The sequence below is a fragment of the Bradyrhizobium sp. 62 genome, assembly GCF_023073035.1.
Lineage (GTDB): Bacteria > Pseudomonadota > Alphaproteobacteria > Rhizobiales > Xanthobacteraceae > Bradyrhizobium.
Genome location: NZ_JADPIT010000016.1, coordinates 220,038 through 232,858, shown reverse-complemented (window position 1 = coordinate 232,858; position 12,821 = coordinate 220,038). Strand labels below are relative to the sequence as shown.

Annotated in this window: 12 protein-coding genes; 3 read left to right on the top strand and 9 right to left on the bottom strand. The window is 65.9% G+C overall.

Translation table 11 applies throughout. The features are described from left to right. Nucleotides 1-22: 22 nt before the first annotated feature. The gene (locus IVB47_RS20090) at nucleotides 23-1,411 is read right to left on the bottom strand and encodes a peptidoglycan-binding protein (protein ID WP_247426989.1); all 1,389 of its coding nucleotides are present in this window, start codon (nucleotides 1,409-1,411) and stop codon (nucleotides 23-25) included. A 251-nt stretch (nucleotides 1,412-1,662) separates the two neighbouring features. Here IVB47_RS20090 and IVB47_RS20085 point away from each other — a divergent pair, with 251 nt between their 5' ends. Both IVB47_RS20085 and IVB47_RS20080 read left to right on the top strand, forming a co-directional pair. Continuing rightward, a complete protein-coding gene (locus IVB47_RS20085; RefSeq protein ID WP_027565856.1) occupies nucleotides 1,663-2,037 on the top strand; it encodes a hypothetical protein in 375 nt (124 codons plus the stop codon). A 162-nt stretch (nucleotides 2,038-2,199) separates the two neighbouring features. Beyond that, on the top strand, nucleotides 2,200-2,520 hold the full coding sequence (locus IVB47_RS20080; RefSeq protein ID WP_247357638.1) for a glycine zipper domain-containing protein: 321 nt from the start codon (nucleotides 2,200-2,202) through the stop codon (nucleotides 2,518-2,520). Here IVB47_RS20080 and radC read toward each other — a convergent pair. The 3 genes from radC to IVB47_RS20065 form a co-directional block, all read right to left on the bottom strand. Further along, nucleotides 2,517-3,230, bottom strand: coding sequence for a DNA repair protein RadC (gene radC, locus IVB47_RS20075; protein ID WP_247463588.1), 714 nt, complete (start codon nucleotides 3,228-3,230; stop codon nucleotides 2,517-2,519). The genes IVB47_RS20080 and radC overlap by 4 nt on opposite strands. A gap of 99 nt (nucleotides 3,231-3,329) precedes the next feature. After that, entirely contained in the window at nucleotides 3,330-4,148 is an 819-nt protein-coding gene (gene map, locus IVB47_RS20070; RefSeq protein ID WP_018460078.1) for a type I methionyl aminopeptidase, read from the bottom strand. A 128-nt stretch (nucleotides 4,149-4,276) separates the two neighbouring features. Continuing rightward, the gene (locus tag IVB47_RS20065; protein WP_247464059.1) at nucleotides 4,277-5,593 is read right to left on the bottom strand and encodes a mechanosensitive ion channel domain-containing protein; all 1,317 of its coding nucleotides are present in this window, start codon (nucleotides 5,591-5,593) and stop codon (nucleotides 4,277-4,279) included. Nucleotides 5,594-5,803: 210 nt separating this feature from the next. Between IVB47_RS20065 and IVB47_RS20060 the strand changes: the two genes are divergently transcribed. Beyond that, nucleotides 5,804-7,597, top strand: a complete 1,794-nt coding sequence (locus IVB47_RS20060) for a potassium/proton antiporter (RefSeq protein WP_247463585.1) — start codon at nucleotides 5,804-5,806, stop codon at nucleotides 7,595-7,597. Between the two features lie 167 nt (nucleotides 7,598-7,764). Here the strand turns inward: IVB47_RS20060 and IVB47_RS20055 are convergent, their stop codons facing one another. From IVB47_RS20055 to IVB47_RS20035, 5 genes are read right to left on the bottom strand one after another with little or no spacing between them, the layout of a single operon-like run. Next, nucleotides 7,765-8,676: a polysaccharide deacetylase family protein gene (locus IVB47_RS20055; RefSeq protein WP_247463581.1), complete on the bottom strand. Its 912-nt coding sequence runs from the start codon at nucleotides 8,674-8,676 to the stop codon at nucleotides 7,765-7,767. 3 nt (nucleotides 8,677-8,679) lie between these two features. Next, nucleotides 8,680-9,477, bottom strand: coding sequence for an ABC transporter permease (locus IVB47_RS20050; RefSeq protein WP_027565849.1), 798 nt, complete (start codon nucleotides 9,475-9,477; stop codon nucleotides 8,680-8,682). Further along, on the bottom strand, nucleotides 9,477-10,340 hold the full coding sequence (locus IVB47_RS20045; protein WP_247463578.1) for an ABC transporter permease: 864 nt from the start codon (nucleotides 10,338-10,340) through the stop codon (nucleotides 9,477-9,479). The genes IVB47_RS20050 and IVB47_RS20045 overlap by 1 nt, the downstream gene beginning before the upstream one ends. Then, nucleotides 10,337-11,416, bottom strand: coding sequence for an ABC transporter ATP-binding protein (locus IVB47_RS20040; RefSeq protein WP_247463576.1), 1,080 nt, complete (start codon nucleotides 11,414-11,416; stop codon nucleotides 10,337-10,339). Before IVB47_RS20040 ends, IVB47_RS20045 begins: the two co-directional genes overlap by 4 nt. Continuing rightward, nucleotides 11,413-12,447, bottom strand: a complete 1,035-nt coding sequence (locus IVB47_RS20035; protein WP_247463573.1) for an extracellular solute-binding protein — start codon at nucleotides 12,445-12,447, stop codon at nucleotides 11,413-11,415. Before IVB47_RS20035 ends, IVB47_RS20040 begins: the two co-directional genes overlap by 4 nt. Nucleotides 12,448-12,821 lie beyond the last annotated feature (374 nt).

Sequence of the window (12,821 nt, the reverse complement as noted above, 5' to 3'; positions counted from 1 at the left end):
CGTCTCAAGGGATGGCCGCAGGCTACGTCGTCGGCTTGGGCGGCGGCGCGGTGCCTTGGGCCCACTTCTCCATCTTGCCGAGCACGCCCCAGGCCGTGAGCGCCAGCGAGATCGGCATCGCGAATTGGCCGAGGCCCGGCACCGCCGACACCAGCGTCCCGAGCAACCCGGCAAGACCGCCAGCGTTGGGGCTCGCCGTCACCGAAGAGAGCAGCGCTGTGATCAGCGAGCCGCCGATGCCGAGCGCAGTCTTCTTGCCGTCGAGCATCTTGCCGATGGTATCGCCGAGCGCGCCATTGACCTGGCCGAGGACAGGCTTGCCATCCCGGTTGAGCAAGGTGCCGAGCAGGTCGACGACCTGCTTCAACTGATCGACGGGGGCGGGGCTGGTCGGGGTGAGGGGTCCTGGCATGGGGGCCGTCTTGTTGACGAGGGAAAATAGCCGTTCGAACAGGCTGATCGGATCATTGGTGGCGGGCAGCGTGTTGCCCGATGCCGTCGTTGCCGGGATCACGGCGCCGACCGGCGGCCGCAGCAATTGCGCGAGGTCCTCCAGCCGCTTCATGATCCTGGACACATCGCCGCTCGATCCGGTGGGGCCCGACTGCGCCGCGCGGGTGAGGGCGGCGACCGTGGCGCCGTCGAGAAGTCCGGTATCCCTCAAGCCGTTCTGCTGCTGAAACTGCGAGACCGCGGCCCTGGTCTTCGGTCCGCTGACGCCGTCCTCGGCGAGCGGCGGATTGGCGCCGAGCTTGTTGAGCGCCTGCTGCATGAGAACTATCGTCGACGCCGCGTCGTCCTCCGGTTCGGCCCGGCTCGCGAATTGCGGGCTGCCGTCGAGGGTGATCGAGGAATCCAGCGACATCATTGCATGCAGGATCACCGCGGTGCCGAGCTGGGAATCGACGTGACCCGAATCGAACACATGATCGCGGACGAATTTGCCGGCTCTTGCCTCGGGCGGGCCATACAGCGTCGAACCGCCATAAAGATAGGGCGAATTGCAGCCCTTGGCGTGATAGCCGAAGCCGTTGAACCCTTCGAGCCGGAACAGAATCCGCGCGATCGCCCAATCGTGAGCGCCGACGAAATTCTCGATTCTGAAGGCGTCCACGGCGCCGTCCACGAACGTGGCAAACGGACCGCGCCCCTTCGGAACGAGCGTCGTCACGCGATGAAGCGTTTCGCCGTTGCCGAGATAAGTGTCGAAATCGAAATTGGACTCGCGGTAGTGGCAGAGGGCAGCGAAATACCAGGGGACGCCGGTCAACCGCTCGATCTGCTGATAGGTCGCCTTGCCGTTGATGGCCTTGCGTGCGACCGCGTTCGCGTCGGAGAGGCGTGCAGGCCGGATCTCGAGATTGGCCCAATTCTGCTCGTATTCGCTTTTCAAACTCTCGAACGAAATCATTTTCCGCTCCCGCAATGAATGGATTTTGCAACCGCGCGTCAGTCGAAATGAACCAGGTGCCGTGATCAGGCGTGAGACCAGCGTGATCTCCCGCAAGTCTGGCAGGCCGCCGGGGCGCCGCGTGTGAAGTGGGTTACAACCTCGCCGAGAAAATGAGCGGCAGGACCGGGATCAGGGCGGCAGCCCGCGAGGGAACCGAAAGGGCCGCTGCTCGGTTAGCGACGCGAGACAGTCCGGCAACGGAGCCCTGCATGACCACGCGCGTCCTCGCGATCGGCATCGAACCCGGCAACGCGGACTACAGTGCATTCCCGCAGCTCACGCCGGCGCTCGTGCGCGACTATATCGATGCGCAACTGCTGCGCTTGCGCGATCTCGGTTACGAAGTCACGAGCTGCCTGATCGATCTCGATGCCGCGGCGGAAGCCGCCGTCACGGCAGCGCTGCGCGAGGAGAATTTCGACTGCATCGTGATCGGCGCGGGCCTGCGCGAGCCCAGGGAGCGCCTGCTGCTGTTCGAGAAGGTGCTCAACCTCGTCCACCGCCTGGCGCCCGACGCCGCGATCTGCTTCAACACCACGCCGGCCGACACCGCCGAGGCCGTGCAGCGCTGGGTTGATGCTTGAGATGAATGGGGACGGCCCGCGCTGCACACGGGGCGTGGCCTGAGCCGCCTTCGAGCCGAGCCTCCGACGCCATCGCGAGAGTGCGGGTCCGGGCATGGTGATTTTTCTGGTCCGAATCCGGCTGCGGCGCTATGACTCCTCTGACCACAGGGGAGGGCGAGCATGCTTCGAGGTCTTCGCATTGGAAGTTTCGCTATCGCGGCATGTCTGGCGGTTGTGATGGCGATGCCGGCTCATGAGGCGGCAGCGCAGGACGCCATTGGCGGTGCCATCCTCGGCGGCGTCGGTGGAGCGATCGTGGGGGGCGCCATCGGCGGAGGCCGTGGCGCGGCCATCGGCGCTGTCGTCGGTGCCGGCACGGGCGCTGCGATCGCCTCCGAGGGCGAACGCCGCCGCTCCGGCTATTACGCCTATCAGCGCGGCTGCTACATGCAGCGCCGGGACGGCTCCTACGTCCCGGTCGATCCGCGCTATTGCTACTAGATCAGCCGCATCCCGCGCAAACTCGCATGCCCGCTCTTGCCGACGATGATGTGGTCGTGCACCGCGATGCCGAGCGGCTTCGCGATGTCGATGATCGCCTTGGTCATCTGGATGTCGGCCTGTGAGGGTGAGGGATCGCCTGAGGGGTGGTTGTGCACCAGGATCAGCGCGGTCGCGGACAATTCCAGCGCGCGCTTGATCACCTCGCGCGGATAGACCGGGGTGTGATCGACGGTGCCGGTCTGCTGCACCTCGTCGGCGATGAGCTGGTTGCGCTTGTCGAGGAACAGCAGGCGAAACTGCTCCTTCTCGGCGAACGCCATGCTGGTGCGGCAATAGTCGATCACCTCGTTCCAGGACGACAGCGCGTTGCGGCTGTTGACCCCGCCCTTGGCGACGCGATGCGCCGCCGCCGCGAGCAGCTTGAGCTGGTGGATCGCGGATTCGCCAATGCCTTCCACCTCGCGCAGGCGCGCCACCGGCGCATGCACGACCTCGGCAAACGAGCCGAAAATCTTGATCAGCGACTTCGCCAGCGGCTTGGTGTCACGCCGCGGCAGCGCCGGAAACAGCGCCATCTCCAGCAGCTCGTAGTCGCTGAGCGCGTCCGCTCCGGCGCTGTAGAAGCGCTCGCGCAGCCGTTCGCGATGGCCGAGATAGTGCGGCGCTTCTTCGGGCTTGCTCTTGTCGTGGTCGGGCTTGGCGGGCATCGGCCGCCAGCATTGCCGCGGATAACCGTTTTTGCAACCGTCAATTGCGCCGGCAAATCCGGTTCACGTCAGCCGGCGACCCGAAGGTCGGCCGCGCCATCACCCGATCTGCTTCTCGCCGTGCCGCTCCGACAGCGTGAAGATCTCGACACCTGTCGCGGTGACGCCGACGGAATGCTCGAACTGCGCCGATAGCGAGCGGTCGCGGGTCACGGCGGTCCAGCCGTCGGAGAGGATCTTCACATGCGGCTTGCCGAGATTGATCATCGGCTCGATGGTGAAGAACATGCCGGGCTTGAGCTGCACGCCCTCGCCGGGCCGGCCGATATGGATGATGTTCGGCTCGTCGTGGAACATGCGCCCGAGGCCATGGCCGCAGAAATCGCGCACCACGCTCATGGCCTGCGGCTCGACGAAACTCTGGATGGCATGGCCGATGTCGCCGGTGGTGGCGCCGGGCTTCACCGCGGCGATGCCGCGCATCATCGCCTCATAGGTCACCTCGATCAGCCGCTCGGCCTTGCGGGCGATCGGGCCGACTGCATACATCCGGCTGGAATCGCCGTACCAGCCGTCGACGATGAAGGTGACGTCGATGTTGACGATGTCGCCCTCTTTCAGCGGACGGTCGCCAGGCATGCCGTGGCAGACCACGTGGTTGAGCGAGGTGCAGGTCGAATAGCGGTAGCCGCGATACATCAGCGTCGCCGGATAGGCATTGTTGCTGAAGGCGAAGTCGCGGACGAACTGGTCGATGCGGTCGGTCGGAACGCCGGGCCCGACGATGTCGGTGAGCTCGTCGAGGCACTTCGCCACCAGCGCTCCCGCCTTGCGCATGCCGGCAAAGGCGCTTGGTCCATGCAGCTTGATCTGCCCGGTCTTGCGGAGCGAGGTATCGGTAGCTTCGACGTAGCTCATGCGGATGCGGTCTTCTCGGCACGGGGCCGGTATCGAGGTGGGCGCAAGGGTCTGATTTAAGGCCCTAATTTAATGATCGCGAGCCTTCATGCAAGCCAAGCTTGGCGGGCATGCGCCCGAAAACCGGTTCAATTCGGGACTTCTACGGTGGTTTCCACCGGCAGCGCACCGCCGCGGATGCGGATTTCGCGGACGGGGTAGGGAACCCGGATGCCCTCGCGCTTGAAGGCGTCCCACAGCGCCAGCATCACGTCGCTCTTGACGTTGTCCATGCCGTCGGGGTCGGCGATCCAGAAGGTCAGCGAGAACTTCATCCCGGCTTCGGCGAACTCGGTCAGGATGGAATTCGGCGGCTTGCCCTTCTGCGCGCGCGGATGCGCGGCCGCGGTCTCGGCGGCGAGCTTGCAGACCAGCCGCGGGTCCGCGTCGTAATTGGTGCCGAAGGCGATTTTCACCAGCGTGTTCTTGTCGGTGTAGGTCCAGTTGACGACTTTTTGCGTCACCAGATCCTCGTTCGGCACCAGGAATTCGCGGCCATCGCCTGCGGCGACGGAAATATAGCGCGTCTTCATCGCGCTGATCCGCCCGGTGTTGTCGCCGATGGTGACGAGATCGCCCGGCTTCACCGATTTGTCGGCGAGCAGGATGATCCCCGAGATGAAATTGGCGACGATCTTCTGCAGGCCGATACCGATGCCGACACCGACCGCGCCTGAGAACACCGCGAGCGCCGAGAGATCGATGCCGACCGTGCCGAGCGCGATCACGATCGCGACCGCAAGCAGGCCGATGCGGATGATCTTGACTAGCAGCACCTGCACCGACGGCGTCAGATCGGTGGTCGAGTTGATCCGGCTCTCGGCGAAATTGCTGGCGATGTTAGTGAGCCAGAGCGCGATGAGCAGCAGCGCGCCGGCCTTGATCACCAGCAGCGGCGTCAGCCGCAGGCCGCCGAGCACGATGGCGAACGAGTCGAGCAGGTCGACCGTCGCATCGAGTTGGCCGAGGATCGAGAGCGCCGCGACGAACCAGGCCGTGATCGACACCAGCTTGACGATGAAGGCGTTGCGCAGCACCGAGGTCAAGAGCCGGATCGCGAGCCAGGCCAGGCCCAGCTTGGCGGAGACCATCAGGAGATAGCTGCGGCTCGGCCAGGTCGCGTGGTACATCACCACGCGCGAGACGATCACGAGCAGGGTGAACACGGCCGTCGAGGCGCTGGAGACCATCACCCGGACGAAGTGCCGGAGCGGCAGCGGCCAGCGCATCGCCAGCGAGGTCATGTCGACCCGGCTGCGAACGGCGGCTTCCGCGGCATAGGCGATGCCGGCCGCGGCCAGAATGAGCCCGAATTGCAGGTAGAACCAGGGCGAGGAGATTTCGGCCCCGACGCTGCGCGCGGTGGTCTGCACGAACTCCATGAAGTCTTTGAGGTCCATGTCTATCGGTCTCGTCGGGGAGCGGGCGGGAGGCATTGATTCGAGCGCGCCGGAGAATCCCACAAAGGGCGCGGCCGGACCACCGATACACCGCCAAGTGAAGTGCGTTAAGGCCGCAAAATGCGGGCAGATTGCCGCGAGCGGGAGAAATGGGTTGGCGTGGGAGTCTGCCGACGATAAGGATGCAATTCCAGCGATTTCGTACCCGGAAGGTGGATGGCTTCCCTCGACAGTGTCAGCCTCGCCATATTGCTCGGCGCCGTCCTGGTGTTGGCCGGGATCCTGTCAAGCCTGCTTGCGCTGCGCTTCGGCGCGCCCCTTCTGCTCGTCTTCCTCGCGATCGGCATGCTCGCGGGCGATTCCGGTCCCGGACAGCTGCAGTTCGACGACGTCCGAACCACCTATCTGGTCGGCTCGGTCGCGCTCGCCCTGATCCTGTTCGACGGCGGCTTGCGGACCCGCTTTGCCAGCATCCGCACCGTGCTCGCGCCTTCCATGGTGCTCGCGACCGTCGGCGTGCTGCTGACCGCGCTGATCACGGCGCCGTTCGCGAAATATGCGCTCGACCTCAACTGGACGGAGTCGCTGCTGGTCGGCGCCGTGGTGGCCTCGACTGACGCGGCCGCAGTGTTCCTGCTGGTGCATACACAGGGCCTGCGCCTGCGCCCGCGCGTCGGCGCGACGCTGGAGGTGGAATCCGGCACCAACGATCCCTTCGCGATCTTCCTGACCCTGATGCTGGTCGAGTACATCTCGCTGGGAACAGGCACGGCCGCGCATGTGCTGATGGAGTTCGCCCAGGAGGCCGTGCTGGGCGCCGTCGTCGGGGTGATCGGCGGGCGTCTGGTCGTCATCGCGCTCAACAAGGTCGCGCTGCCGCAGGGCCTCCACGCGCCGTTTGTCACCACCGCTGCGCTCGTCATCTTCGGCGGCTCGCAGATCATGCACGCCTCAGGCTTCCTCGCGGTCTATCTCGCCGGCATCATCATCGGCAACCGCCCGACGCGCGCGCATAATTCGGTGGTGGCCTTCCTGGACGCCGCGACCTGGCTGGCCCAGATCGTGATGTTCGTGCTGCTCGGCCTGCTGGTCTCGCCGAGCCGGCTTGGCGGCAGCGTGCTGCCGGCGGTGGGGGTCGCATTCGTCCTGATGCTGGTGGCGCGGCCGATCGCGGTGTTCGTGTGCCTGGCGCCGTTCCGCTTCAACTGGCGCGAAAAGATCTTTATCGCCTGGACCGGCCTGCGCGGCGCGGTCGCGATCTTCCTGGCCTCGATCCCGATGCTGGTCGGGCTGTCGAAGGCCTATCTCTATTTCGACGTCGCCTTCGTCGTCGTCATCATCTCGCTCCTGCTGCAGGGCTGGACCCTGGGGCCGGCCGCGCGCAAGCTCCATGTTGCGCTCCCGCGCGCCGAACGCGGCCCGCGCCGTGTCGAACTGGATCTGCCTGGGCAGCTCGAGCAGCAGCTCGTCGGCTATCCGGTGCGGTCCAAGAGCCTGTATTTCCGCCGCGGCCTGATCCCGTCCTGGTCGAAGCCGACGCTCGTGATCCGCAAGGAGAACATTTTGACGCCGGCGGAAGCCGAGCCGATCGCGCCCGGCGATTACATCTATCTGCTGGCGCCGCCGGAAAAGGCCGAATCGCTCGACCGCTTCTTCGTCGACATGCAGCCGAGCTCGGCGCCGGACCCGCATCTGCTGGGCGACTTCATGGTCTCCGGCGAGCACACGCTCGCCGAGCTCGCGGAGATCTACGGCGTGGAGGTCGGCGAGGACGAGCGCGGGCACACGCTCGCTGATTATTTCGACGTCCATCTCGAACGCGCGCCGAAAGAGGGCGCCGAGCTTGCGCTGGATCCGATCGTACTTGTGGCGCGCTCGATCTCCGGCGGCCGCGTCAACGTCGTCGGCCTGCGCCTGCCGGAAGACGAGGAAACGCCCGCGCCGTTGACCCGCAGGCAGGCCCTGCGGCGCAAGCTGGCGGAGCTGTGGACGTCGGTGGCGGGGGTTTAGGGCTCGCGAGAGTGAGAGCTGCCACCATACCCTCACTGTCATCGCCCGCGAAGGCGGGCGATCCAGTATTCCAGAGACAGTCGTGATAGAGCCGAGACGCCGCGGCGTACTGGATGCCCCGCCTGCGCGGGGCATGACACCTTCCGTGTGGCGAAGGCCGCCGCAGATCACACCCCCGCCGGCACCACCTGCATCCAATGCCGCGCGATCGCCGCGCGCGGCGCGATCCACGCGGCGCCGCTTCCGGTGATGTGTGCGAGCATCCGCTCCAGCGCACCGATGCGGCCGGGGCGGCCGATCATGCGCAAATGCAATCCGACTGACATCATCTTCGGCGCTGCCTCGCCCTCGCGCCTGAGCCATTCGAAGGCGTCAATGACATAGTCGGCGAAGTCGTCTCCGCTGAAACGCGCGGCGTTGTAATACTGCATGTCGTTGGTGTCGAAAGCGTAGGGCAGCACCAGATGCTGTTGGCCTGCAACCTCCCTGTAATAGGGCAGGTCGTCATTATAGGCGTCGCTGTCGTAGAGGAACCCGCCGTCCTCGACCAGCAGGCGCCGCGTGTTCGGTGAGGTCGCCGAGCGTGTGTGCCATCCGACCGGGCGCTGCCCGGTGGCGCGTTCGATCGTCGCCACCGTCTTCGCGATGACCTCGCGTTCGCTCGCTTCGTCCATGTCGGCGTGGCTCTGCCAGCGCCAGCCATGGGCCGAGACCTCGTGGCCGCGGGCAATGGCATCGCGCGCCAGCTCCGGCGAGCGTTCGACCGCGCGGCCACAGGAGCTTACCGTCGCCTTGACGCCGTAGGCGTCGAACAGGTCCATGATGCGCCACCATGCGGCGCGCGTGCCGTATTCGAAATGACTGTCGATGCAGGAATCCGGGCCGTCGAGCTTGTGGACCACTTCGTAGATCGCCTCGTTGTCCACATCGCCATCGTTGACGGAAAACTCCGAACCCTCCTCGAAATTCACCACCAGCGACACCGCGACGCGCGCGCCGTTCGGCCAATGCGGATTGGGCGGCTTGCCGCGATAGCCGACGAAGTCGCGTTGTGAGACGGGTTGATTTATTTCGCTCATGGATCAGTCCGAGGTTCCGGCCATGCGATGCAGGCCGACGACGCGGTCGCTGACGAACAGCAGGATCACCGTGCCTAGGAGGATGAGGGTGGAGAGCGCAGCTAACGTCGGATCGGGCGCTTCCTCGATATATTGCAGCATGCGGATCGGCAGCGTCTTGGTGCGGACGTCGGCGAGGAAGATCGACACCGGATAATTGTCGAACGATGCCAGGAACGAGAAGATCCCGGCGATCAGGAATGACGGCGCCAAGGCCGGCACCATCACCCGCAGCACGCTGCCGGGATAGGTGCAGCCGAGCGTGCGCGCCGCCTCGATCAGCGTGAAGTCGAATCGCGAAAGACCCGCGATCATCGTGCGCGCGACGTAGGGCAGCGTGATGACGAGATGCGCGACCAGCAGCGTCGCCCAGGGCGCGGTGAACCCGACTGCGCGAAAGCCCTGCAGCAGCGCGATGCCGAGCACGAGGCCCGGCATCATCAGCGGCGACACCAGCGCGGTGGCGAAGATGTTTGCGCCCGGCAGCTTTCCGCGCGCGATCGCGATCGCGGCGAACGTGCCTGAGATCAGCGAGATTACGGTCGACAGCAGCGCGATCTGAAGCGACAGCAGCAGCGACGGCCAGAAGCCGTCGAGCCGGCCGATCTTGCCGTACCAGCGCGTCGATGCACCCGTGAGCGGCAGGTCGAACACCGGCGTCGGCGAGAAGCTTGCCGCCGCGATCACCAGCAGCGGCGCGATCAGGAACAAGGCCAGCGCGACGGCCATCATCCAGCAGACGGCGATTGCGGCGCGCGCCATCACTTCGGCTCCTGCGATAGTCGCGCGCTCAGCGTCACGATGGCAATCGCAATCGCCAGCAGCACGACGCCGGCGGCGGCGCCGAAGCCGGGCTCGCGCGCCAGCAGATAGGCTTTTGCAATGGCGGTCGCGAGCGTCGGATATTTCTCGCCGATCAGCAGCGTCGGCACCACATAGGCGGAAACCGAGAGCGAGAACACCAGCGCCACGCCGGCGATGATGCCGGGCAAGGTCAGCGGCAGGATGACGCGGACAAACGTCACGACCGGCGAGGCGCCGAGCGTGGCGGCGGCTTCGGCGTAGCGGGAATCGAGCTGGGCTACGATCGCGTAGATCGGCAGGATCATGAAGGGCAGGAAGATGTTGACGGCGCCGACGATCAGCGCGGTCTCGGTGAAAATCATGCGGATCGGATCTTCGATGATGCCGAGTGCCATCAGCGTCTCGTTGACGATGCCGTCGCTGCGCAACAGGATGGTCCAGGCGAACGCCTTGACGATGACACTGGCCGCCAGCGGCAGGAACAGCGTCGCCAGCAGCACGGAGCGCAAGGCGCCGCGGGCGCGCGCCAGCGCGAAGGCGGCGGGATAGCTGATCAGGAAGGCGATCAGCGTCGTCAGCAGCCCGAGCCGCAAGGAATTCCAGACCACGCCGAGATAATAGGGCGTGCCGAGCAGGCGCTTGTAGTTCGCGAAGGTCAGCCCGTTGGCATCGACGATGCTGACGCCCAGCAGCAGCACCAGCGGCAGCGCGAACACGCCGGCGATGATGACGAAGGACGGTAGCACGAATCCGATCGCGGCGAGCCGCTCGCGATCGACCGAAGGCGCGGCCACTGGCGCCGCAAGGGCCGCCTCGGTCATGCCTGCGCCTCCATCGGAAATGCAAAGGTCTCGGTCACCGGCCAGCTCAGGCGGATCTCGTCATGCACGACAGGGATCGCGCCGTCGCGCCCGGAGAGCTCGGCGAGCAGGCTTTCACCGGCCCCGGCATCGACGTCGACCAGTGTGCGTGAGCCCTGGAACACCACGGAGCGGACCCGGCCGGCGGCCGTATTCGCTTCGCTTTGCTCGCCGATCCGCAACTGCTCGGGGCGTGCTGCGACGATGACAGGCGAACCCGCCTGGAAATTGCCGAGCGCCGACAAGCGGCCGACCCTGGTCTCGACCTCGACCTTGCCGTTGCCGGCCGCCAGCACCGTGCCGGCAATCCGCGTCGAGAGCCCGACGAAGTTGAGTGCGAACAGGCTTGCGGGCCGCAGATACAGCTCGCGCGGCTCGGCGAGCTGCTCGATGCGTCCCTTGCTCATGACCGCGACGCGGTCGGACATGGTCAGCGCCTCGTCCTGGTCGTGCGTCACGAAGATCGCGGTTGCCTTCACGTCCTGGAGCAGGCGGCGCAGCTCGACCTGCATCTCCTCGCGCAATTTCCGATCGAGCGCGGACAGCGCCTCGTCGAACAGCAGCACGTCAGGCTCGACCGCGATGGCGCGCGCCAGGGCCACGCGCTGCTGCTGGCCGCCGGACAGCGCCGAGATGCGCCGGCCGGCGAGGTGGCCGAGCTTGACCAGCGACAGCGCGCGCTCCACCGCGGCGTCGATCTCGCGTCTGGCCGCGCCGCGCACCTTGAGCCCGAATGCGATATTGCCGGCGACGGTGAGATGCGGAAACAGCGCATAGCTCTGGAACACCACGCCGACATTGCGCTTGTGCGGCGGCACGTGGGTAACGTCGCGCCCGGCGAGTTCGACCTTGCCGGTGTCGGGTTGCGCCAGGCCGGCAATGGCACGGAGCAGCGTGGTCTTGCCGCAGCCGGACGGGCCGAGCAGCGTCACCAGCTCGCCGCGGCGGATGGTCAGGTCGATGTGGTCGAGGACCGTCGTGGGTCCGTATGTCTTGGAGACGCCGCGAACGACGAGATGCGGGGCGGCTTCGCTCATGTCATCTCCTTGCTCCAGCGGTCGACCCAGGAGGCGCGGTTCTTGGCGACGAACGCCCAGTCCGGCGCGAACAGCGAGGCTGGGTCCGGGAAGCCCGCCGGCGTGGGCGTGCCCTTGTTGGTCGGGGCGACGAAGGCCTTGTCGGCGAGGATGATCTGCGCTTCCGGGCTGAGGAAGAAGTCGATCACGGCATCGGCGAGATCGCCGGCCGGTGCGCCGTTCACCTTCGCTATTCCCGACGGCATCGCAAAGCCGCCGTCCTGCGGCACGGCGAGATCGACCGGTGACCCTTCCGCCTTGCGGATCAGCGTGTAGGCCGAGAACTGGCCGCCGATCATCCACGCCTCGCCCTGCTCCATCAGATTGATGGCCTGCGGCGCGTTGGTGTAGACGTTCAAGAGGTTCGCCTTCAGCTCCTTCGCCTTCTTGAAGGCGGCGTCGATCTCGTACTGCGCCTCCTTGTAGGGCTTGCCGGTCTCGAGATGGGCGGCGGCGAGCAGCGTCCAGAAACCTTCGGTGTTCGACAGCGACGGCACGATCACCCTGGAGGCATATTTCGTATCCCAGAGGTCGGACCAATTGCCAGGCGCCGTCTTCATGCGTTTGGTCGAATAGGCGATGCCGGCCCAGGGCCGCTGATAGTTCGCCCATAGTCCGTCCTGATGCACCGCGCCGTCGACCAGCTTGCCGAGGTTGGCGATGGACGATGCCGACATTTTGGTGATCAGGCCGTCGCTGGCTGCCGGCAGCATCACCGGATCGTCCATGATGACGACGGAGATCTTCGGCGCGGCCTTGTCGGCCTGCATCTTCTGGAGATTGGTCAGCGAGTTTGTGCCCTCGTAGAGCACCTTGCAGTCGAGCTTCTTCTCCAGCACGGGAAACAAATCGGCATTGAAATATTTCGCGGCGCCCGCGGGGCCGCCGATGACGATCTCCCTGGGCGCGGCGCGCAGCCGCGCCGGAGCGACGATGATCGCGGCTAGGGCCGCGCCGGAGGTCAAAACGCTGCGTCGGGAGGGGGTGTGCATGGGCATGTCCCGTTTGTTGTGCGTAAAGCTTGCAGCGGAGACGCAGCAAGCGCCATGCCAAATGTGCACATTTTCATAATTGCGATTTGTATCAGTCGGTTAGCTGGATGATGGTTTTGGCGCCTGCGCGGCGCCTGCATGCCGGCGCAGCAAATGTGCACATTTTTTGGAGGTGACGCTGCGCATCCTTTGGGCCTAGCTACCGCCATGACGACGCAGCGCGGGCGAGACGGCAAAGAAAGCGGCAAGAGAAGCGGCAAAGGGCTCGGCAAGGCCAATCCGGCGGAGGACGAGGCGGTCTATCAGGCCATCCTGCACGCGCTGCTGGAGGGCAAGCTGAAGGCCGGGGCGAAGCTGGCCGAGCCGCCGCTCGC

What these genes read in the sequence shown, in the direction of transcription:
- IVB47_RS20090 (WP_247426989.1), bottom strand. Translation starts at nt 1,411, where the DNA reads ATGATTTCGTTCGAGAGTTTGAAAAGCGAATACGAGCAGAATTGGGCC.
- IVB47_RS20050 (WP_027565849.1), bottom strand. Translation starts at nt 9,477, where the DNA reads ATGGCGCGCGCCGCAATCGCCGTCTGCTGGATGATGGCCGTCGCGCTG.
- IVB47_RS20040 (WP_247463576.1), bottom strand. Translation starts at nt 11,416, where the DNA reads ATGAGCGAAGCCGCCCCGCATCTCGTCGTTCGCGGCGTCTCCAAGACA.
- IVB47_RS20035 (WP_247463573.1), bottom strand. Translation starts at nt 12,447, where the DNA reads ATGCACACCCCCTCCCGACGCAGCGTTTTGACCTCCGGCGCGGCCCTA.
- radC (WP_247463588.1), bottom strand. Translation starts at nt 3,230, where the DNA reads ATGCCCGCCAAGCCCGACCACGACAAGAGCAAGCCCGAAGAAGCGCCG.
- IVB47_RS20045 (WP_247463578.1), bottom strand. Translation starts at nt 10,340, where the DNA reads ATGACCGAGGCGGCCCTTGCGGCGCCAGTGGCCGCGCCTTCGGTCGAT.
- IVB47_RS20055 (WP_247463581.1), bottom strand. Translation starts at nt 8,676, where the DNA reads ATGAGCGAAATAAATCAACCCGTCTCACAACGCGACTTCGTCGGCTAT.
- IVB47_RS20060 (WP_247463585.1), top strand. Translation starts at nt 5,804, where the DNA reads ATGGCTTCCCTCGACAGTGTCAGCCTCGCCATATTGCTCGGCGCCGTC.
- map (WP_018460078.1), bottom strand. Translation starts at nt 4,148, where the DNA reads ATGAGCTACGTCGAAGCTACCGATACCTCGCTCCGCAAGACCGGGCAG.
- IVB47_RS20085 (WP_027565856.1), top strand. Translation starts at nt 1,663, where the DNA reads ATGACCACGCGCGTCCTCGCGATCGGCATCGAACCCGGCAACGCGGAC.
- IVB47_RS20080 (WP_247357638.1), top strand. Translation starts at nt 2,200, where the DNA reads ATGCTTCGAGGTCTTCGCATTGGAAGTTTCGCTATCGCGGCATGTCTG.